Here is a 22,751-nt window from a genome sequence, read left to right as displayed (position 1 = left end):
TCTATTTCAATAGATTCCTAACCCCTGATATAAAGGGAAGGTGACTACTCTCGACGAGCTGCGAGCGTTGAGAGTCTAAGCTTGTTCGCCGTCATATACACCATCGCGATCAAATTTTGGACATTACGGTAGTCCCGTGCCTTTCTCTTTGCGGCTTGAATCAGATTCGCCCGATACGGCGCCTGGACACGACGAATCCTTGTTCCTTTAGTTTCACTTTTATTTTGCGTTGCCATAGGTTTTGCGGTTCTACACTATCCATTTATAATGCTACACAGGGCTTGCTGAATAATGCACCAAATAATCATTTTTCACCTCTCACATAAACAAGCCCTCTCGAAATGAGGGGGCTAGACACCTTTGCATCTTGCATATTAATTTTTCACTAACAGTGAGCAACACTCCACATGCCCTGGGTAGATATTACCGATGAGGTTATATGAATCTCCCGAGCTTGAGGAAGCCGCGCCTTAAGAAAAAAATTCCGCCGCAGAAGTGGAGTTTGATCAATAAATATCGCCTCGGTTGTCGATAGCCAAAAATGTAAATCATTTTCTCTTCGAGATAGGAGATGAGTCCGTCTATCTTATACTTGAATACTGTCTGTCTAGTAATATAATCAAATTATAGGAATATTTATAGTAGCCGGCATCGGAGGAGTGTTGAATGAACTTTGTAAACCCACCAGCAGAATCACCTCAATATGTTACTCATAAAATATTTTATAGCCAAGTATTAAACCACGAAATAGGCTATAATATTTACCTTCCGCCTGGGTACAAAGACTGCGGCGAAAAATATCCGGTTGCGTACCACATTCACGGATGGACGGGCAACGAATCTTCCGAGATATGGCCGCTGGAAAAGGTCTGTAAAAACAGACGAGCCATTACTGTTTTTGTCAACGCTATTTCGTCGGAAGACAATTATTTCGATGCCTTATTGCAAATTGAATCCATCCTTATTAAGGAACTGATTCCCCATATCGACGGTCAGTACAGAACAGACACAACCCGTGAGAACAGAATGCTGTCGGGGTTTTCGATGGGCGGCAACATGGCATTTTATTATGCAATTAAGCACCCCGAGCTGTTTGGTTCCGTAACCCCTTACGCAGGAACCTATCACCATCTCTACCTCAAAGAATACCGCACTGTGGGAGTAGCACCGGAAAAAGTCATCAAGTTATACGAAGATATGATGAGAGAAGAATGGTATTTGGAGGAAAACAATATTTTATGCTTGGTACGGCAAAATGCGGAAAAAATTCGCAGCAAACTAAAAATTGATATTCATATCGGCACAGCTGACATATTATTTTGCGATAATGAAATTTTACATTTATATTTGGATTCGTTGAATATCCCGCATGAGTACAGGAAATTCGAGAAAATTGGCCACGACTTGGAAAAAATAGTATAGCACAGGACACTCCCCAAATATCCACATTTCACTTAGCTGTCATTAGCTGTCATCTTTTTGTATCCTCAAGGGTCTCAATACTTATGGCTATTGCTAATGTGCTTAAACCCCTTGATTTTCAACGCTTGACGTACATTCAAGCAAGCAGCAACATTCTGTATGCACCGTATGCGGGAGCATAGGCTATTTGGTTCCTATTTGCCGCGGCAGGCTAGACCCTTGATTTATAAGGCTTTCTCCATTTTTACTTGGTTCTGTTTGGTTGCCGTCTTGAACTAAATGACAGCTTTCGTCCCCAATTCGTCCCCAACCAGAAAGCTGTTAATGCTGTATCAATCAATTGCTAGGAACAAATTCACAGTGTATGGTGAATGTTTGTCTACATCATGCCGCCCATAACACATAAACAGTTTTATGTGTTTTTTGGATCTAAATTTGTTTATTCTGACCACTGAGAGCACCCATTGACGTGCATTAATCCCTTATAAATACTTATGTTTCCGATTAGTTTGTGGTCAATATGTGGTCACCGACCTTAGGGTATAATAAGCTTCCCGCAAGTTCATTGACCTCATGAGAAGCCCTTCGATAATGACTGCATAATATGTAAATCTCAATCCGACAGCTCGGAAAATAAGGCCTCGATCTCAGCCAGTTCCCTCTGCATTCCGGCATCCAAGCTGGCTTGAACAAATTCTTGTTTTAGTTTCGCTATGAACCTAACATCTGTAAATAGTCTGCTAATCGTAACTAACAAACCGCCAATGTCCAATTTCTTGGGATTGTTAATGATGCAGACTGTAATTACATTGCAGGTAGATGCGATCACATTGGAATACATCAATATTTTCCTTGTTCTCGCCTCGAAAAATTCTCGTTCTCCGTCTTTTTCTTTATTATAAAACATACCATGAACCAAACCAATGATCATATTTATTATAATAGCAAGCGTGGCCGAAGTTCCTACGATTTTCGCATCTCTCGCCAAGCAGAGCGCATCGTATTGACCACGATACAACTTTCCAGACAGGTTTTCCGAAAACGCGCCCAAAATAGGAATAGGCAACCCCAATTTTGTATACATATCCGACTTCAAGTGAACGCCTTGAGCGAATAAGGCGGCCGGCAAACAATGCATATCGTAATCGATGACATCCTTCACTTCAGCGAATAATGTAGGTAATGATATCATCTCATCCGTGATTGTCATATTTCTGACTCGATACGAAACAAAGGAATTCAATGTGATCGTATCTGTCATGATATTCGCCGTACCGAAAATCCAGCCTAGAATCGGATCATGTCCTAAGGTTTTGTATCTGTGATACCCGCCCTCCAGATTTATTCCTAAGTCTCTTGAACCTTTGGTTGCATCATATGGAACGGAATTAAACACCATATCCATCCAAGTTTTTCGTTCGCTCCTATTGACTTCCCAGGTTCCTCCTTGATTTTCCGATTTAAGATGCTTTCGTTTAAACTCTTTGTTCTGTCGCTTTACTTCAGCTTTTATCTGCTTGTCGTCGTGAGACATTCTTTCATCCTTGTTTATTTTATCCCCTAGTTCGGGAGTCAAAATCCAGCGAACGGTTTGTAATGCCGTTGCGATCAGTAAGAACTGGAAATCCATTTTCCGAAGCTTGACCTTGCGTTCAAACTCCGAATTAATTCGCTCTAAATCATCGTAAGCGATTCGGAATTCCTGTGCCGATAGAATATCCTCCAATTCAACATCGTCGTTGATCGCATGATTAGCCTCTTCGACAATCTCATCCCATTCTCGCAATACGGGCTTGCGATATGGCAAATGTTTATCATCCTGCTTAATGCTCTTATTCATAGCTTCTACTTCTGCGCCATAACCTAATAATTTTAACAAACTCTCGCCAGAACGGATTGCGGAATCTGCGGCTTCACGGGAGGGCCGCATTTCGGTTTCTATTTCATTGGACAGCATCTGATTTAATTTAAGAACTTTATTAATTTCCTTCTCTTTATCATTGTACTTGTATTTCCCCATACGCTATGCTCCATTCAAAGCTTAGGCTGCGTACCCTAAGTCGGCTTTAAGGTCCTTGATTGCTTGTTGCAATAAAATAATTATACTAGTTAAATATTCGATTCGACCCTTATCGGCATCCTGCTCATCCTTAAGGGCCTTAAGAATAGCAGTTTGTTTCCTTACCGCTTCTTGGTAAAGACGTTCCTTTTCCTGTTTTAGCTGCTTATGTTTCAGGTGCGATGCAATGCCGACTCCGCCTGCCGCTAATATTGCGACTGGAGCCGCCAAAACAAAAACGCCCGCTACGGAAGCAGAGACGGCTCCTCCTAAAACAGCTGCAACTCCTCCTCCGGCGCTTGCTAATCCGCTCATAATTCCGGCCGCGCTTAGCCCTACGGTACCCAATCCATATAATGCTGCAAAAGAACCAACCGCGCCTATCCCAGCGCCTAGCGCTCCGGCCAGCACCTCCGGTATAGCGCTTTCGCGCATCGTTCTTCCTTTATCTTTCAACGCTGCGGCAGCTTCGTTAACGACATTTACGACTTGTTGAAGGGCATCAACGCTCTGAAACTTCATATTTTTTTTCTTTTTAACGTATTCTCCCATGATAACACTCCTCTTTATTTTTTCTTGTCTTTTAAAATTTTGGCAAGCCATGTAGTACCGGCTACAATTCCTCCGACCGCTATTAAAGGGCCCCCAAAAATTCCTCCAAGTAATCCAGCGCTTACAGCTGCTAAAGCTTTTCCGCTTATTCCTCCTGAAGCGGTAGCTGCAATAGTTTGAACCATCTCAGATATCTTCTCGCGCTCTTCGTCAGTGTACTCTTCATCTCGATTAAGCAGTATTTCTACAACTTGCGGCAAGACCGTGTTTTCTTTATTCGTTTGGATTTCGAAGTCGATGACGGATCGAATTGCAATATATTGAGTCAGAGTCATCTGAGTTTTCCCGTTCTCCAGATTGCTAATGGTTTGCTTCGTAACGCCGATTCTGTCGCCTAATTGCTCGGACGTCCATCCTGCAATTTTCCTAATAGCGGATAGATTACTTTGTAAACAAGCGATCTGAGCGGTTTGTTTATTTTTCGATTCCATTTGGATGTTCCCCCCATCTGTTGCCATAATAACAACTAGATTTAACTGTGTCAATATATTTGACTAAATATATTTATTTGTCTTTGTAAAAATTCCGCGTGGACACTCTGCATTTATTCCGAACGCTCGCCAACGAAGCGGTACGCCTCTTACCTCGACCGGACGGAACACGGTTTCGGCTGGAGCGCATCCGTCGCAGGCCCTCCACCGACTAATTGTGCCTTGCCCGGGCTAGCGCGCGCGTTACACAAAAACCAGCTAATACTTGTCAAGCTTTTTGCTCTTGGTCTGCAAATGGTTTGTTGGTATACTATTTTATGAGCATGACAAATAACCTTCATGAGTAAAGGATATTTGGGGAAATATGGATTTAAGGGTTATAGGGCTGGTTCTTACTGAGGATGGCGAATATGTGATGAAGAAGCTTGTTGGCGCAAGCGATCACGACCACCTTGTAAGCCTTGCCCTCTTTTCTTTTTCTATCATAATAATCTCGAAGCTTACGGTTGATGCTCCCGCGTATCCCACACTGTACCGCTAAATATAAAGCACGTCGCAGTCTCTTGGAACCACGTTTCGTGATCTTCGAGCTTGTCGCCTTAAACTTCCCTGAGCTGAATATGCCAGGGTCTAAGCCTGCAAAAGCAACGAGTTGTTTCGGGTTTTGAAACTGTCCTACGTCCCCTATTTCAGCGACAAGGGCTGCTGCAAGCTTATCTCCTACGCCAGGTATACTCTTCATTAGTTCTACTTCGTGGAGACTGGATGCCATCTTCTCCATTTGCTTCTCCAATGTACTTAGCTGCTCCGAAAACTGAAGCAATAAGCTAACCATACCGTGCAAAGCAACGCTTTGAGAAGAACTTCTCCTCTGCTTTTTCCAATGCGTCAGCACTTCCTGGAGCCGTTCGGCTTTTTCTTGAACCCAGCGTTTCGACCGCGACTTCCCTGCGCCACTGTTCTCGATGATCTGATGAAGATCTCCCGGTTCTCCCTCCAGACAACGCGCCAGCACCTTTAGAGACGTAACCGAAAACAGATCCCGAAAGACCTTCTCGTACCCCGGGAAAACCTGATCTAATAAAGCTCTGGTGTTTAACTTCGCCTGCACAAACATCCCCGTCACAAACTCATGTTGCCGGGTCACATGCTGCAACTCTGTAAACGCTTCGTCCCATATACGATGTGGTGTAACGTCTCCGCGGTAATACATATCTGCTAAATGCCATGCATCTGCAGCATCTGTTTTAACCTTGCGCAGTTGCGTTCCTTTGGCCCGTTTCGACTGCAACGGATTCACGATAAAGTACCTCCAGCCGCCACGCTCCAGATACGCTACCAGTACCCGGTGGTAGTGCCCTGTCGCTTCCAAAACCACTACCGGAGTACATTTTGTTGTCTCCTGCAACTCCGCGAGGAGCTCCCCCAACCGTTCAAGCCCGTGCTCCTCATGCGACAGGCTTTCTGCCCTTCCATAAGGTTCGTTTCGTCTCGTAAAGGCTTGAAGCACACTAAACCCTTTTGCCACATCCACACCTATAACTGGTTCCATAACAACCTCCAAATAAAAGATTTACCGGCTATCCCACGATGGTTCCAAACCCATAGCTTCGCTTGTGATGCGAGGTCAATAGCCTCTACCAGCTCAAACATGGTCATTGGAGGTCGTGGGAGAACAGTTTTTGTGACGGGGTCATTGCCCCTAAAACCACCACGTTCTCCCGGCTTCCTCATCGTAAAACGACCATAAAAAAAGGCCAACCAGTAATTACTGGCTAACCTGATAATACGAAAAATCCCCCGTCAGCCACGTGGCCAACGGGGAATAGATTTTCCAGACCTTTGGTACTGTACCCTCGGTCGGTTCCGGGTACTTGCGTAACGCGGCAAATTGGTCGCTGGGAATGACAAATCATAGTTTAAGTAGATGATGCGTTGCCTCAGCAATGGGATCGTCTGTTTTTGTTTTGAGAACTACGATATCCTTTGCATCTATGACTATGAATTTCCCATTTTTAAATTTAACTTTGTGCTCCATTGAACGCAAATATCGGATTGCCCAAGTACCCAATTCACTTTCAAGATCCGATCTGATGCCTTGCTGCTTTAATGCATAGTGCAATGCGGTTGAGAATACCTCATAATTGTATCCGTTAGAAGATTTGTTTGGGATGATAAGTAATTCATCACCCACCTTACGCAAACGCAAATGTGATACGCTCATCCATTTGAACAATTCGGGAAATTTGACAAAACAGTATCGCCAGTCAATTTTGGGTAGCGTTGCTTTGTTTACAATATCTTCTAGTTGACTTCTGATATCACTAATTGTATCAAGCTCATCCAAAAGACATTTTACAACATTTCCATGATTTGAAAATAGTCGTTTCAAACTCGGCGTGCTTGCTGCTTCGTTCGGGTCATCAACGCACAATGTTTTATATTCCCCTACAGATATGGTGAAGTCACCATACGTTAGTAATGCCTGTCGTAGCAAATGCCCGTGTTTAGGCTTGCCTCTCTCAAATAAAGAGGATATCTTGTCCCAGTATCGAACAAAAGAATCTTTATCATATTTCCCCACACCGTTCTTTGAATACCAAAGTGCGGAGCGGACTTGCCCACTGAAATATGGGTGTTGCTCTGCCTTGTATATTTCCTCTGCAAAATCTACACTCTGTAATATTAACTGAGCCTTTAACCGTTCTTCTTCTATTTGTTCTTGTGAGAACCCTGTCACGTTTCCATTGCGGGAGAAATATTCTATTAAATCATTCCAATTCTCAGACAACGAATTAATACCGTTAATGGCGCGACGATATAAAACTGGCTGATCAATTTGAGAATTCAAAGTTAGGTTTTGAATAATCCGAAGCCACTTTCTTAACGAGCCCGTATCGATGCCTTTTGCATGAAACAAATAAGTTGTCACAGCATGAAACAAAACCCTATCCTGATATGTACGTTTTTCCTTCAGAGCATTAAATACAAGTTGGTGGACTTCATTGTTGTCTGGGTTTTGGCATAGGAAATTCAATGTATAGAATGCTGTTCCGAAAACCTCCTCTCCAATTTTGTCATAATCGAGCGTGTTCGACCAATTTGCCTCATTCTCAAAGAATCCCGCATTCATTAGGAGACCGGAAAAAAAAGCCAAATATGTTTGATCAAAGTTCTTCCAACTTTTTGACCAAAACAAATCTGTCCATTCGCGGTCGAAGTTTTGCTCAAAATCGTCTGTTAAAGTTGACTGGAGTTTCTGAAGCCGACCAATCAGCCGCGCTTTGAAATTCTCGAACGGCGTGAGAGGCTTTCCACGTTCATTGAGCTTTATGTATAGGCTATCTTCCATCCCGAGATCGTCAATATCCAGAAATTTAAATGCAATAGGCTCAGACTCTTGATCTGTCAGTAACTGATCCAGATTCTCGACATCCTCAAACGTTTCCTTAATTTTGTCAAGCATTATAAAAACAGATTGTATAGTAGGGTCATATTTCCAACTCAAGACAAACCACTCTGAATCTTCGATTTCCCTGGATGGAATTAGTTTGGATGAAAAAACTGCGGCCCTATTCTCTGTCAACTTCTCTAAGAAATCACGCGAACTTGTGCGTGTTTCATAGCTGAAGTTCCGAAGTAGTTTTGTTTTTGAGCTATCATTATAAAACGCATATAGGTGCAACAGAAAAAGTGTTGTCAACCGTTGTTGGCCATCTATCGGAATGAATTTACTACCTTCCGCTTTACCGTATACAAAGTTAAGGTCAAGTGGCTTAGTTTCACCCAGGATTGCCGACTTCATATCCGCAAGCAGGTTGTCACGCACCATTTTCGTATGGTCATCCTGTCGGCCTTGGGCATAATCACGCTGTATAATCGGAACTTCAACATAATATTTACTTAATAACTCAACTTTCGCAGCTCAAATCTCCAAACAAACCCTTGATATAGCTGGGTAAACCGGAGATCCATTCCTGTAGTTGACAAAAAACAGCTATTTTGTTCTTCTTGGTTTTCGCCTGGGACATTTCGAGAAATAAACTCATGAGCTGCTGGAGCGCGGTCTGGTAGTCCAGATCGCGGACCTCGTCGGCAAAGAGAAAGAAGAGCCCTCCCAAGGTTCGGTCATCACTCGATTGACGCCGTTCGTATTCCATTGCCAAATATCGGCTGAATACAATCGTCGTATGGCTAATCAGCCCGTCAAAGGAACGGCCCTGAAATTCAGTTCCCAGTTTCAAATAGCTTTTGGTGACTTTGAAAAAGGTCTCTATGCTCCAGCGCATGCCATAGATTCGTACGATTTCAGCTGCATCCAGCGTCACATCGGTACTTAAAATGGCCAGCCACTCCCGTTTTTTATTCCGGTTGCGGACAAACACAAGCTTCACAGGCAAACCGCAGGCGGTGTGCACGATGACCGAGCCTTTAATGTCTTTCGCGTTCGATGCGGGAAGGCTTTGAAACACCTCGCCGAGTGTCATTCGCTTACCTTGAACCAGGTAGCGTTGTTTCATTTCCTTCACCATACCAATCACGGGAAGCCCTTTGGCGGCGAGCTCACGGAGCAGTGGAGCTTGAGTAAACCAGCTATCCATAAGCACGTAGTCGGCGGCCAATCCGGCACGTAAAGCTCGTTCCAACAAGGCTACGACAGCATCCGGCTTCCGAAATAAGGCCTCCATCCGGCGCTTGTAGCCGTTACTGCGTTTGGAGAGAGTCGAAGCCATTTCGCACAGACGGTTGGCTAATTTGGCTGAAGACAGCATGACAAAGTCAATCGGAGCAAAGCTAAAACCGTCAGACCAACCTAGAGTCAGCATGGTGTAGCCTTTGGTGAATTTGCCCGTAGAGTGGTCAAAAACTCGTGCCAATAACTCTGCTTTTTTGCTCCGGTTTCGACTCAAAACAGAATCGTCGATAATGAACACACGTATTCGATGTGACGAAATAAGCGATTCAAAATGGCGCACGATGCGAAGACTTAAAGCCTGCAAAAAGCGTCGCCACGCAAAAGAAGCTTGATTTAAGAACCGATAAACAACATCTTTGCCAGGAAGATCTGCTCCTCGGTCACTTTCCAAAAGCCGAAACCAGTTCTTCCCTTCGAAAACCAAAGAGAATATGATTTGAAAAATGGCTAGACTGGAAAGACCGAAAGATTTAGAAATGCCCGCTTGCCGTAAGGTTTTTCCAATGTGAAGAGTGGCAAAAAGTTTGGAAAAGCGAGACTGTTCAGACAGGGAATGTTGTTGTAACATAGGGTTACGCACCTTTCTTGTTGGCATGGTAAGCTCGACACTTCCATGATACCAAACAAGCGAGGTGTTTTTTGTCAATACGAGTAAATCTATTGAATTCTCCTTACGCGCTCAAGGGTTTAAGCCATTTTTCCAGGTGCGAAAGTTGAGTTAATAATTTGAGCAACGTGTCAATCTTACATTCACTCATTTCCCAAACCTCCCTTCAAAGAACATTTCCAATGTAAGCGCCATTGCAGATATATAATCAGCCTTGTCATCATTTCCCCAGATATCCATATCAGTCAAATCTCTGGAATACACTTTCAAGAAGATATTCTTTGTGCATAATGGCACAAAGAGACCTCTTGACTCACGTTCTAGGATAACCTTACGTTTTTCGTTAAAAGGTTTATCTGCATATAAAGGGCTCCGATTTGTTCCGCGTTCAAGCAGGGTTAAATTCCATAAGGAATCGTCAGCGTCATCGGTTTCATCCGCCGTTGCATGAATATGTTCAATATCCCACCTTATTCGATCACGCGTTTCACCTTTATAAATATCAAAGGGAAAGCGGTACTGCTTTTCACTTTTACATACAAGTGTCGCGACGTTGAATAACAGCAGCAGTTTACGGATTTTCTGATTATCTGTGCCGTATGATATCCTATTAAGAACATCTTTATCTGTCTTACCGGTCACCCTTCTTACCTTTTCAAGCAAGTCTCTCGTAACTGTACTTTTTCTTTTGCCACGTGTAATGGCGAATACATCTGCAATTTTGACACCTGTAGCAATAAGATAACCTATAATGTGGTACTTATCTAAATCAGCGTACCATTCTCGGAAATCAGCATACAACTTTTCAACTTCTCCCCATAATGCCTTAACAAAGCCTTCCTTGTCAGCAGAAGCATTTAGGGTAGCTGAAAAAACTGAAAATGGGAAGTACTTCTGATTTATAGGTATCTTTGTCGGTAAACTGGCATTATATTCATTTGCTAGCAACTCAAACAACATATCTATTCTTGTACCGCTCTGTTCCTTCTCGTTTAGGAAATACCAGAAGGAGTCATCACGTAAACCCTGTTCTATTCTGTCCCACGCAATCGAGATTTCAGTTTGACGATTATTTATATCTGTACTGAAATTATCCTTGTTTAGTAGCAAGGCTTTAATCAACTCTGCATTTGTCAACGGAATTTTGCCTAAGTTCACCTTAGTGAACAGAGCAATTGGATCACTGTCATCGGGCATTTCGTGCCAGATGAAAAAGACACTTCTCCTTATTTTTGTGTTCATTTCCTGTATGGCGACCGACTTGTCTACTTGCTTATCGAACCAGTTGTTTATAGTCTCATAAGCAGAGGCGATATGATAGTAATCAATGTTTTTTGTTTTTTTAACTCCAAGATCTTCATCATCAGAGAGGGATTGCAAAAAGTTTCCGCTATCACTACGGGTCTCGTATTGCAACTCAAAGGGCGGTGTAGCAGAGCGGATTTCCTGCGATGCGATTTTCATAAAGATGTAAATAGTGGTAAGACGTTGTTGGCCGTCAACTACCTCAAAAGTACCATCTTTACGACGTTTAACAATAAGTGGCTGAATACAGTAGCGCTTACCTCCCTCGCTCGAAAATTCTGATATATCGTTAAGCAGAGCGGTTACTTCATATTCAGTCCAACGATAGCCTCTCTGATATGACGGTACGAAGAAACGATGGTTCTTTAGCTCACCGATCGTTTTTGTTTCAACAGACATATTATTCCCTCCCAACAGTGGCTGATAAAATATAAGGCAGATCGTTCAACACCGCCTGATGCTCCCCACAATGGTAGCCCTATAAGGATCGACTCCAGTTACTCATACTCGGTCCCTCAACCATAATAATGTGACAGCCACATTTAAAATGATAAAAATTAGATGGTATCCTTGCTTGACACCACAAATCACTTGTAAATGCAATCCAAAAGTTAACCACCTTGTTTTTTCAACAGTGGTAACTCACTCACTCCATTATATGGTATTTCCCAGGGATACTCTATAAAGAAATCCCATCAAATCTATTCGTTGAATGTCTTCAATTTCAGGTATAGCAAGTGGAGATCCAACAAACGGGCTATGAGCTTTTAGCCAAATCAAAGAAGCTAACTCACCAGCATACCTTGATGAGTAGCTTCTTCAATTAACCTTGTGACGGCGACTCCTCTCATAAAATCCGAGTTAGCTAGCATCCCGCCGGCCATGAGACAAATAATTTTATGGTTTTTTTGAGTCTATTTGTAACTATTTCGTCTGGTTCTCTTTAAAATTGGTTCATGTGAATAAGATGTGTGGGTAGAGTTTGTGGGCAAAATGTGGACACGTTGTGGGTATGAAATAACTCTGAGATACATTTCGTATGCCGGAAGCGACCTCATGTAAATATAAATCAAAACGGTAGCATTCTGTCCTGCAAAACAATAGTGTTCTTGTTTGGAAAAGCGTAGCTATTGTAGATAGAAGCTATTATTATTTGGTGGTCAGCATAATCCTCAGCAAGAATCGTCATCATTTCATTAATATTCTCCACGCTCACCTCGCGCCCGCTTGGCGAATCTAAAATTAACGGTAAGTAAAGACCTGTATGCTGCTGAATCAACTTGACATAAGAAATCTTAAATGCAAAAACAACTTTATGGTAAATCGCTCCTGACAACGATTTCAGATCGTTGGTGAAAATGTAGTCGTTCTTTGCACTAATATATCTTTCATCCAATCCGAGCCGTGCTGCATATGACGAAATCAGTTGATGTAGTTCACTGATGAGCGGATTATCATGTTTCACGCTATTGATTACTCTTTGTTCTAATAACTTTCTTTCCTGCTCCAATTTAGCGATTATCTTTTGAGTAGCCAAAGCATCAACATTGATTTTGGCAATTTCGGAATCAAACTGCTGAAGGCCTGTCTTTACATCAACTAACATCGCCTCATCGTCTTGCTGTGCTTTTAACAAAGCGATCTTCCTATCGATAGCTGCAAGTTGCTCATAATTGATCTTTTGCCTTGCCACAAGTAAGTCAGCGGTATCTCCAAAACCGATTAGAGTATCCTTATTAACCGGTACTTCGTCACCGTTTGGTGCTTTTACCCTAAGCCCAAAAGAGGTAATGAACTTCTCGAAGTTAGTATTCTTGCGGATTACGCTTTTAATTCTACTGAGTTCCTTTTCTAAAGGCTTTCGCTCGCAATACAATACTTCAAGTGCGTTTTCAATATCATCTGCCGGAGAGTCGATAAAGGAGGTCTCGCCCAGTCGGTTGATTTCTGCCTTATATGCCGCAATATCAAGCATGTGCTTATATTTCTGTATTTCTCGCTTGACGACAGCGTGCCGCTGCGCCAATTCATCGTTTGTTCTGTTAGACAATCCACGTAGCAAAGATTCAATCGAGAATCGAATATTTCCTATCACTTTGCCTCGGTTTAATAGAGTCCATCCTTTTTCTTGGTCTAAGAAAAAAGCACCAAGCAGATTGTCGACCACTTCAAGGTTGGTTATGCCATAAATTAAAGAGTGCAACTCATTCTGCTCTACGGGAAGTGAGTAACCCTTATCCACCTTGTTGTGCAGTACCTCAATGTAATCCCTGTTTCTTGTCAGCACAAAAATCTCATTGTTTGCGCCAACCACTGTTAGTACGGTTTCGTATTCAGAAAAGCGTATCCCACGGGTACTTGGGATTGGATAACCCAAAGCGTACATCAGTAAGCGCAACAGTGTTGTTTTTCCAACGCTGTTTTTTGTACTGAGAACTAAATTGACGTTTTGCTCGAACAAGAACACCTTATGATTATCACCTATGAGGGTTAGCTGATTAGCATTAACCTGCAATGAAACTATCCTCATAATTTCACCTTACCTTTAATTTCCGCAATGACTTTACGGCTCCTTAAGACATTGCTTACGGTTAGGTGAATGACCATCTCTTCGGTGATCGAGTCTGCACTTTTCAAATCAAAGAAGTCCTTATAATTTCCCCAGTTGTTGTCAATGAATTTAATTGTTCGTTCTTTTGATTTCATTTCTGGGTGGAACTCGTTATAGTCGCTAAGAACTCGAGAAATGAATTCAAAATTTTCGCTTTTATTGTTGATAACACTCCTGTACTTTTGTAATATTTCGGCAACATCGCTCTCGTCAAAATCTACAAGTTCCGCATCATCTTTACCCACCTCGCAGAGGATTGCTATTACCGGCCACACCATTCGTTTCTTAGTGATTGAGGTCGTTAGTTGCGAGGCATTGACAGCAAATGAATGTTGCCAAAGAGTAAGCAACTGGTTTGTAGAAATTTTATGAACACCAAGATTGTTGAGAAATTCGGTCGTTAGTGTCGACAAAACCTTGTAACGCTCGTCCTCATCTTCGCCGTGGAACTGCATCACGCACACTGTAAGCAATGCGGTATCGAAATCATATCCTTCCGAGGTGCAAATATCGCTTATAGTTTGTTGACAAGCGGTCGGTAGCTCCGGAAAAGGCACTATGTTAAGCGGACTACTAAACTTAAACATAGTTGTCGTGTCATTGAAGGGATTCGGCGAATTTGTAACGAAAACAAGCTGTTTTACGTCTGATAGCTTCGAGGCATTATTTAGTGTTTGCAGTCCCGCTTTCAATTTCTCTTTGACATGGCTGTAATCGTCAGGCTTTACGACCGCCTTCACCTGTGACATCAGCGTTTCCCCGTCTGTAAAGGTAATCTCAACATCTTCAGCCGCACCTTCCACTTTTACTTTGAAGGCTTTCTCAATGTTTTTAAGCATCAGCATAATTGCCGCATTACTTTGAAAATCCCAACCAAAAGCTGATGCTGATGCATTTGATGACCTCAATTTGTATTCCTCCTTCCATCAGCCAGGAAAATAGAATAGTCTATATCAAGTACTCACTCTACACCCAAAGCCTTAAACACAGCTTCCTGCGGGGTTGTGTAAAATATCAGGCTGAAAGCACCGATAAGATCAGACGGTACAGAACCAAGTTCGGGAGCTGATGTTATTGGTAACAGCACTTTTTTCGCGCCGCTGTCGAGGCAGACTTGCAAGGTGCTCGCAAGTTCCTCGACTTTGAGAATTGTGCCGCTTATGCTTATTTCACCAAGTACTGCAAGGCTCGAAAGCGTCGGTTTATTCAGGGCACAGGAGGCAAGTGCAATCACAGATGGTAGCGTTAGGAATTTCGTCATTCCGATGCCATTTAAGTCTTGATAGTTGATGATGTAGTCCTTTGTGGTCGTGCTGATAGAACCGCTTATCTGCGAACCGCTCGCTTTCAGGAAGTTGAAAGCTGTGTTAGTGGCTTCCTTTGCATCGCGGTCGGAGCCAAGCCCAGTGCGCTCAAACTTGCCATTGCCGGGTAGCATTTGAGTTTCAAGGCGGTAAACACCTATCATTCCACTCTTACCTTGAGAAATCGTATAGACGTTGCCCGGATTTGTCATCCCCTCTGGGATTATCTTACCGCCACCTTGCTCCGGCACGGAAACATAATGTTCCTCGAACGTCTCGTTATCGACATAGGAAAAATTCACATCGTAGAACTCCATACCGCCGATTTTCTTTAGCTGCTCCTTGACGCGGCGGCGCATCTCGAGTGCGAAGGTGAGGATCTCCCTGATGTCCTCCTTGCTGAATTCACCGTTGGGGTAGAGCAGCTTGGCCAAGCCGGAAACGATTTTACGGACAGCGATAGCATCGCGCTGGTTAAGATTGCTTCCAAAACGAAAATACTTGTCGAATACGTCGCCGAACGGCTCTTTCCGCATCTCACGCATAAACTCAGCAAGGTAGTCAGTAATAAAGCCATAATCGTTGGTGAATGATTCTGGGCGATACTTCGGAATCTCCCAACCAGGTATGTAGCAATGCATACGGTCGAGAAAAGCCGTGTCATACGACATCGCTTCAGGAAAGGGGTCAAACAGGTGCGATGTTTTCAGCAGAACATCCACACTCTGATTGATGTTTCCTACAAAGACCATTGAGGCTGTTGCCGCTTTTTCCTCTTTTCCCCTGGCAAATGAACCAGAAGCCATATAGTCTTTCATGATCTGAACGCCGTCTTTGTCCTTGAATGTGATACCTGCGACCTCATCAAAAGCCACGCAGTCCCATAACCCAACAAGCCCAACGGTCTTGCTCGACATATTGTAGAAAAGATTCGCTACTGTGGTTTGCCCACCCGACACGAGGATACTGTTCGGAGAAATCTCCTTATACAGGTGCGACTTGCCTGTGCTACGGGGACCAAGTTCACACAGATTGAAGTTGTTCTCTATCAGCGGCAACATACGTGCGAGTTGCAACCACTTCTCTCGCTCCGAAAACCTATCCGCTTCCATACCCGTGGAGCGGAGCAGGACGGTTATCCACTCATCCTTTGTAAAGGCTCTGCGACCGGCTTTTATCTCCTCCATGTCAATGTGCGGCATCTGAATAGGCGTAATTTTCACAATACGAATAGGTGTGGACTTCTTATCTTCCTCGATGTATTCATATTCAAGCCCAACGATGCACCAGATGCCGCCGCATAATAGGCGGTCGTATTTAGACACATAGTCTGAAGATATGGGGATATCACGAACACCAAGATTTGAGAAGTCAGCTTCATAACGGTCACGTTTGATATTTAAACTCACTGTTATACGGTCGATAACTGTATAACTACCGCGCTCGCGTAGTGAAGACAGTACCTTTTGCGCTTCGTCAGGACGCACGAAGTTATCGGAGAGTATTCGCTTTACATTCTTCACTCCGTCTTCGATTATTTTAGGATCGTCGGAGCCACAATACTGACCGAGCAAAAACTCCAAGACGTAGACGGGAACGTTCGCCCCCTCCTTGATGGCCTTGGTCAGGTCTTTGCGGACAATCTTACCGTCGAAATGCTTACGTAGTTTCTGATGAATAACCGCGTTCGCATCATCCGTTTCCGGCGTATACTGGTTTGCTTCTAGTTCCATTGCGAAGCCCTCCTATAGGTCAAATCCGAAATCATCGGCAAATGCTATGTCAATGCGAAACTCGGCCTCTTCCGGCACGTCCGTATCGTTTGCAATGACAAGGCGGTATATTTTATTTCGGTTAAATTGCATTTGTTTTAGGGTAAACCTCACGCGGAATACACGCTCGGAAGCATTGTCGCTTGTCCTGTCTGCGATGACCGTCTGTGTGTCACTAACGGGAACGCCCATGTCGTCAGTGAAATACAGGCTGTAATTGCATACCTGCACCTTGTCGCCAATCGGCTGTTTTTGCAGAAAGTCGAGAGAGAACATCAGGTTCGTCACTTTACGGCTTTCGCTAATAAGTGAAAGTCCCGGATTCTGAACTTCAACGTACCTCTTAGATCCCGACCGCATACCCTTATAGACAATGACAGGCACAACCATTTCCTGTAGGCTGATGCCACCGTGGACGTAGTTCTCGCCACCACCCTGAACCCTAATACGGACCGTGTCCTGCGGGGCATAACCTTTCATCGGAATTCCCCCGAATTCACGCTCCGTTTTTACGGGAAGAAGGTAGTTAGCAGTCGTTTCAGGCGGAACCAGAGCGTAACGCCGACCAAGTTCATAAATCTCGCCATTAAAGGTCTGACGGCTGATTTTCTGGCTTTCCTCAAGTGGTTTGTAGGTGTATAGGAAGCCGTGGTCGGCAGTGATCAATACGTTAGAGCCACTTAGATCGTTTACGATTATCTTAACGATTGCGTTCAGTTCAGAGATTGCCGAATCGCATGCCTCGAATACCTTAGTTTCGGTAGCAGGCTTGTCGCCTAGTGCATCAATCGTGTTGTGATAGATATAGACGATCTCCTTACCCTGCACTAATGCGCGGCGTTCTGCTTGCTTCATCTGGAGCAGGTCTTTATAGGTAACGGCAACGCTGTCAGGGTTGGCAAAGCTCAGGATTGTGCCGCGCCCTATGGTGCTACTCGTTGGGTTGCCGTCAACTGTCACTTCCATCTTGTCATTTACAGATAACTCTTTCCCCGAGAGTAAGGCCGCCATCCCGAATTTGGTAATGCTTGGGAAAACGGCTTGTACTGCCTCAAGTGTAGCCACACCTTTGGTGGTGTGCGCGAGGTTTTCAGAGAGCTCAACGGCAACTTCGAAACGAAGGGCGTCGGAAATCACGACGAATACACGATTGCCCTTACTCACGTTCGGAGAAACGTATCTCCGATAAAAATCCCGCTGTTTATTTATTTCAGAAACATAGCCGAGCGCGTCTAAATCACCCGCTATGGCATTGGTCCAATTTAAGGTGAGTTCTTTCAAGAACCACTCACAGTATAAGCCCTCAACCACATCGGAGCACTTCTTCAAGGCGTCTTCCAAGAGAACGTGCGGGGATTTGAGCGTATTTCCAAAAAAGTAATGGAAGTGCCGATAATAGCTGTCCATCTTATATGCATCGGTTGTATAGAGTTTCCAGACCTTCACAGGCTCGACGAGGTGGAAACCTTCGATATGAGCCAGATAAAATTCCTGCATCTTAGCGATATAGTAAAGGCTTTCGAAGTAATCCACAGATAAGTGATACCACCCCGAAGTGCGGCGATTCTCAACCACATCAAGGATAACGTCTACTCTAATTACACGCTCACTGATTTCGTTGTAAAAGCGTTTTAAGATGCTTTCGTTGATCGCAGGAAACGTGTCGCTTTTCAAAAGCCCGGTTATTTCTACCTTGTCAAATCTTTCGAAAAGGCGAAGTTCATGTTCCACAAAGCGACAAATCTCAACTAAATCCCCAATGTTTTCGCTGCGTTGCCACTCATGAACAAGCTGATAGCAGTACGCTTTGGAGGAATCAGAAACATACCGCTCCAAGCCGCGCAAAGCGGAAGCAGGAGTCGTCTGTGACAGAGCAGTTATCAGAATATGTGCGGCGAGATCGGAAAGCGGGCGGTCGTCGGCATTGACGTATCCCGTATACTTCTGAATCAATTGCCAGAACGCCTCAATATTACCGAACTTCTCGATATTAGCAAGTGGGACGTTGTTTTCCTTCTCTAATCCGGCCGAAAGCACAGCGATGATAACATCCTGAGCTGAACCGCCGGGAAGGTTGCTCAGTACCGCCATTATATCGATGTGCAACTGAAGCGGTGCTTGGTACATCCTTCCGATTTTGCGGAGTTTAGCCTTACGGTCTTTGTTATCAAGGAATTTAGCGTATAGTTTCATCGTCTTACGCATTGCGGAAGAAGGCTCGACGAGCAGTTCCTCCATTTGAAGCGACACGAGGTCGGCGCGGAACTCTTCGCTGTACAGCTTGATGTCAAGCAGCCAGTCGTCCTTCCCGTCTTTATCGTAAGAGAGTGGGTCATAGACAAGGTAGTCGCCCGTTAGGTCATCCGCTGCAAGTAGTTTCTTTACGGCAAAGTTATTCTTGCCGTTAAGTTTTACGAGCGTCACGCCGCTAAGAGCCAGTTCATCAACAGCCTCGGCAAATTCGGAGTCCTCATCATACCAAAAGACGATGCGGCGTTTATGGAATTCCGGCAAGGGAGCAGCGAACCGCTCCACAAGCCTTGATTTTATTGTATCCGACAGCATAGAATCCTCCATTAAATCTTCGCCAAGACATCAGTGAAGATCTCGTAATTCTTCTTTACACCATCGTCGAGGTCGATCGTGATTTTTTGGTCGGCTAGGTGGTGAACTTTCTCCTCAAAGACGGTGAGTTCCCGCAGTTGCTCAGTTAGCCTTTCCTGTTGTTTCAGAAGCCGCGCACGTTCTGCGCCTGTTGCTGTGTTCAGCGCACCCGAGATATGGGAAAGCTGGGTACGGTAACGCTCTTGTTGTTCGTGGACATAATCCGTCCGCAGTTTGGCAAGCAGGTCGCTTGAATAGCGGTGCATATAGATGAGCGCCTTGAAGCCGTTTTTCTTACCGCTGTCGAACAGCCAGTAAATCGGGCGTTTCTGATAGATTTTCAGATGGTCTTTGTAGAAGTCGTTTAAGAAGTAATTCCGAATGACTTCACGCGGCGTACCCTTGCCGCCAAGGGCATCGGCGATAAAGAGTAGGTTTTCCTCCAAGGTGTCCTCAGCGTAAACCGTCTTGACGAACTCCACGAACCGACCAGCGATATCATCGTCGAAATACTCGTCGTCGCAAATGGGGATGATATTATCCTTGTCGGCGGGTAAAGTCTTATACTTGCCCGCGTCCCAATCACCGCCTGCATAGGCAAGCCCCTCGCAATCAAGCGAATACCGACCTAACATACAGCCCATGGCATAGCTAATTAGACTGCGTATCTCGCGTCCTAAATCTGCGCGGCGCACACTCACGTCTTTGTCCTCGACCTCCGGCGAGAGTTCGCCCTGTAAGCCGTAGATATCGATAAAGATCCGGTTGAGCTCTTCCTCGTTAGCTTTGAGCGTATCAAACCGCTCCGCCGCCTCATGCTCCCACTTGGAAAATGAAGCCGCAACCGTTCGCTCGCCACAGATTAGCGGATGCCTCTTGAAATCCCACGAGGTTTCAAATGCATCCCAATCGGACATTGAATGCTTAATGCAATCACTTGCAAGTTCTTTGATAATCTGATTCTTATCAGAATTTGAAGGATATGGTATCCTTGAAATATCACCAGTTTGAAATGAAATTGTTGGAGCGAGAATACGCAAGCACTCTTCAGCAAACACTGAGTTGAGTGTTGCCATATACATGAGTAAATCCGATTGTTGTGGATAAGCAGAAGACCCCTTTACATCACAAATAAATCCTTGTGGCAAATATCGGCAAGAGAACTTACTCGAACTAATATCCGACCAAGTCACTCCTTCAATACAGAGAAAATCTAAATTCTGAATATAACGTGACCAGTGTTTCCCGTTATTTCGGACCACGGCATATTCTTTAATTTCCCTTCCATTGTCATTCCAATTTATTAGATAGAAATAGTTTCCATACCATTTACGATAAGGCCCACCTTTACTATATGGAATCCACTTGAAAGGTTGTTCCTCAATTTTCGAATGAGGTGTATTGAGACCAATTTTGTCGTTTGAGACTTCATGCCACAATCTCAAAAATCTCTCATTGTCACCTGTGTTTTGCCCAACTCTTGGTTTCGCAATGTCGGATATCTTCCTTTCTTTTTCAAATACTGATAATAACTGATTGCTAGCCCAATACGCCACAGGGCTGCCGGGTATCTTCTCGAAATTCTCTGCACTTGCGGTGCAATTACGCTTGTGGGCAGTCGGAAAGACAACAGGTTTTTCATCCTCAATGTCTTTCATTGTCATGTAATTGTACTGACCCTTGTAATCGGCGATGTGGTGTCCATATAGATTGGCAACTGCAGTTCCAAAGGCGATACCCATAACCATATTTTCCATATGAAGCAGATTCGTGATTGTACGCAAGGACAGTATCTTTTTACGCATAGTTTCAAAACTTGACAGGAACATCCACGATTGCATTGTAACCATACAGTTATAGCCAGTCGGCTTTATCCAGTCCAAGCCGCGCTCAATAAAGCACGAAAACAGATCGCTCTTGCTGTCGGGGAAGTTTTTTTGGACATACTCCGACATCTTAGCGGTCATTCCTTTATTCCCCATATACGGCGGGTTGGTGACAACAACGTCGTATTTCTGAGCAAGCAGTCTACGAAAATTCCAAGCATTCAACTTTGCATCGTAACTGTCGTCAAACAGCGTGAGCTGACCTTCCGGTTGCTCTGGCATCGGTTCAAGCTTGTCCACGCGTACAAGCGAGCCGTATTCCATGCCGTCCGCATAGCCCGTCGGCTCGTACACTTGCGGGCGCACGCCCTGCGTCAGGATTCTGCGATTATACTGCCGTGCTTTCATCATCAGCGCAAAGTAGGCAAGCTGATAAGCGCGGCGGTCTATCTCCAAGCCGTAAAGGTTCTTTTCGAGTATCAACTTCGCCGCGTCGCGCTCGGAATAGCCCTCAGATGTATAAATCTGCATCAGCACGTCAAAAGCGTAAACCAAAATATGACCGCTACCCATACAAGGGTCTATTACCTTGATGTCTTCTGGCGACTTGACGGCGTTTTCGCTACGCAAAACGCGAAGACGCTCCGCGACTTCTGGCGTTTGCTCCGCCTCGTCAAGGTAGTATTTCCAGTTTGCACGGAGCGAGCTGTCTGGGCGCGATTCAAGCCACAGCCTACCAAGTGAATTCTCCACCATATACCGTACAATCCAGTCCGGCGTGAAAAGCTGCGTGGCGGCAGGGATATTCTCTTTCGTAATTTTGATGTTCTTCTTGAGTCCGTCAAACACCGCCTGTTTCGGCTCGGTGTTGTAATACTGGTACAACCAGCCGATGATCTGCACTGCGTCACGGAAATCTTCTTCGGGTATATCTTTTACAAGCCGCCCTATAACACCTTCAGGCTTTAAGATATTATTCGGCAAGAGCATTTCAGTATACGCACCCATACGCTCGAACATCTCCGGCAGGAACGTATTCAAGGCATTGCACTGGGTCAACAAAAGATAGCGATAGAGTTCATCCGTTTTATTGGCGTTCAATAGTTCGGATACTTTCGTCTTGTATAGCCCCTCTAGATCGAGGTGCAGAACATTTTTTAGAATTTCGGGATTAAAGCCGCCACTCGAGTCTGAAAACACACGGACGTGAGTCGGAAGAAAGTCGTTCACTTCCATATAGCGAAGGGCTACAAATCGGTTGAACCAAGTGTATGCTACTTCTTCAACTGCTTGCTTGAAGCCGCTTTTTTTTATTATCTCGATAAAAGACTGCCGCTGACGCTTTTCATCATGCTCCAACACACGCCCTGCGATGACGGTGGCATTCTCGTCGCCGTATCCCTTGTCGGTAATCGCATATTGGTAGGCACGCTGCTTCACCTGTTCGATGAGTTCGGTACGCGCCCAGATAGCGAATTTTTGAATGGCGTTCTTATTCATAT

At 44.4% G+C, this 22,751-nt stretch carries 12 protein-coding genes and 1 pseudogene; 1 reads left to right on the top strand and 12 read right to left on the bottom strand.

Translation table 11 applies throughout. From position 1 onward, the window contains the following. Positions 1–666: 666 nt before the first annotated feature. Complete coding sequence (locus PSTEL_RS04100) at positions 667–1,422, top strand: alpha/beta hydrolase (protein ID WP_038693651.1); 756 nt, start codon at positions 667–669, stop codon at positions 1,420–1,422. A 613-nt stretch (positions 1,423–2,035) separates the two neighbouring features. Here the strand turns inward: PSTEL_RS04100 and PSTEL_RS04095 are convergent. The 12 genes and pseudogenes from PSTEL_RS04095 to pglX form a co-directional block, all read right to left on the bottom strand. Then, a complete protein-coding gene (locus PSTEL_RS04095) occupies positions 2,036–3,442 on the bottom strand; it encodes a hypothetical protein (RefSeq protein WP_038693649.1) in 1,407 nt (468 codons plus the stop codon). 21 nt (positions 3,443–3,463) lie between these two features. Further along, positions 3,464–4,033, bottom strand: a complete 570-nt coding sequence (locus PSTEL_RS04090) for a hypothetical protein (RefSeq protein ID WP_038693648.1) — start codon at positions 4,031–4,033, stop codon at positions 3,464–3,466. A gap of 14 nt (positions 4,034–4,047) precedes the next feature. Next, entirely contained in the window at positions 4,048–4,524 is a 477-nt protein-coding gene (locus tag PSTEL_RS04085; protein ID WP_038693646.1) for a helix-turn-helix transcriptional regulator, read from the bottom strand. A 370-nt stretch (positions 4,525–4,894) separates the two neighbouring features. After that, the gene (locus PSTEL_RS04080; RefSeq protein ID WP_038693101.1) at positions 4,895–6,076 is read right to left on the bottom strand and encodes an IS110 family RNA-guided transposase; all 1,182 of its coding nucleotides are present in this window, start codon (positions 6,074–6,076) and stop codon (positions 4,895–4,897) included. A 360-nt stretch (positions 6,077–6,436) separates the two neighbouring features. After that, positions 6,437–8,425 (bottom strand): annotated as a pseudogene (locus tag PSTEL_RS04075) (DUF262 domain-containing protein); the annotation flags it as partial. Between the two features lie 10 nt (positions 8,426–8,435). Then, positions 8,436–9,788, bottom strand: a complete 1,353-nt coding sequence (locus PSTEL_RS04070; protein ID WP_038693644.1) for an IS4 family transposase — start codon at positions 9,786–9,788, stop codon at positions 8,436–8,438. A 186-nt stretch (positions 9,789–9,974) separates the two neighbouring features. Next, complete coding sequence (locus PSTEL_RS04065; RefSeq protein ID WP_038693642.1) at positions 9,975–11,531, bottom strand: DUF262 domain-containing protein; 1,557 nt, start codon at positions 11,529–11,531, stop codon at positions 9,975–9,977. A 670-nt stretch (positions 11,532–12,201) separates the two neighbouring features. After that, positions 12,202–13,647, bottom strand: a complete 1,446-nt coding sequence (locus tag PSTEL_RS04060) for an AAA family ATPase (RefSeq protein WP_169744533.1) — start codon at positions 13,645–13,647, stop codon at positions 12,202–12,204. 11 nt (positions 13,648–13,658) lie between these two features. Further along, complete coding sequence (locus tag PSTEL_RS04055; RefSeq protein ID WP_038693639.1) at positions 13,659–14,651, bottom strand: hypothetical protein; 993 nt, start codon at positions 14,649–14,651, stop codon at positions 13,659–13,661. A gap of 53 nt (positions 14,652–14,704) precedes the next feature. After that, positions 14,705–16,780 carry a protease Lon-related BREX system protein BrxL gene (brxL, locus tag PSTEL_RS04050; RefSeq protein WP_038693638.1) on the bottom strand — a complete coding sequence of 692 codons (2,076 nt, stop codon included), beginning with the start codon at positions 16,778–16,780 and terminating at the stop codon, positions 14,705–14,707. Positions 16,781–16,792: 12 nt separating this feature from the next. Beyond that, positions 16,793–19,384 (bottom strand): BREX-1 system phosphatase PglZ type A, encoded by a 2,592-nt coding sequence (pglZ, locus tag PSTEL_RS04045; RefSeq protein WP_038693636.1) that lies wholly within the window; start codon positions 19,382–19,384, stop codon positions 16,793–16,795. A gap of 11 nt (positions 19,385–19,395) precedes the next feature. Next, complete coding sequence (gene pglX / locus PSTEL_RS04040) at positions 19,396–22,749, bottom strand: BREX-1 system adenine-specific DNA-methyltransferase PglX (protein ID WP_038693634.1); 3,354 nt, start codon at positions 22,747–22,749, stop codon at positions 19,396–19,398. Positions 22,750–22,751 lie beyond the last annotated feature (2 nt).

This window comes from Paenibacillus stellifer (assembly GCF_000758685.1).
GTDB classification, from domain to species: domain Bacteria; phylum Bacillota; class Bacilli; order Paenibacillales; family Paenibacillaceae; genus Paenibacillus_AQ; species Paenibacillus_AQ stellifer.
This window is presented reverse-complemented; position numbering and strand designations above follow the sequence as displayed.

Excerpts from the sequence above, each read along its gene's own strand:
- pglX (WP_038693634.1), bottom strand. The coding sequence starts at position 22,749 with ATGAATAAGAACGCCATTCAAAAATTCGCTATCTGGGCGCGTACCGAA.
- PSTEL_RS04085 (WP_038693646.1), bottom strand. The coding sequence starts at position 4,524 with ATGGAATCGAAAAATAAACAAACCGCTCAGATCGCTTGTTTACAAAGT.
- PSTEL_RS04090 (WP_038693648.1), bottom strand. The coding sequence starts at position 4,033 with ATGGGAGAATACGTTAAAAAGAAAAAAAATATGAAGTTTCAGAGCGTT.
- PSTEL_RS04070 (WP_038693644.1), bottom strand. The coding sequence starts at position 9,788 with ATGTTACAACAACATTCCCTGTCTGAACAGTCTCGCTTTTCCAAACTT.
- PSTEL_RS04100 (WP_038693651.1), top strand. The coding sequence starts at position 667 with ATGAACTTTGTAAACCCACCAGCAGAATCACCTCAATATGTTACTCAT.
- PSTEL_RS04095 (WP_038693649.1), bottom strand. The coding sequence starts at position 3,442 with ATGGGGAAATACAAGTACAATGATAAAGAGAAGGAAATTAATAAAGTT.
- PSTEL_RS04080 (WP_038693101.1), bottom strand. The coding sequence starts at position 6,076 with ATGGAACCAGTTATAGGTGTGGATGTGGCAAAAGGGTTTAGTGTGCTT.
- brxL (WP_038693638.1), bottom strand. The coding sequence starts at position 16,780 with ATGGAACTAGAAGCAAACCAGTATACGCCGGAAACGGATGATGCGAAC.
- PSTEL_RS04065 (WP_038693642.1), bottom strand. The coding sequence starts at position 11,531 with ATGTCTGTTGAAACAAAAACGATCGGTGAGCTAAAGAACCATCGTTTC.
- pglZ (WP_038693636.1), bottom strand. The coding sequence starts at position 19,384 with ATGCTGTCGGATACAATAAAATCAAGGCTTGTGGAGCGGTTCGCTGCT.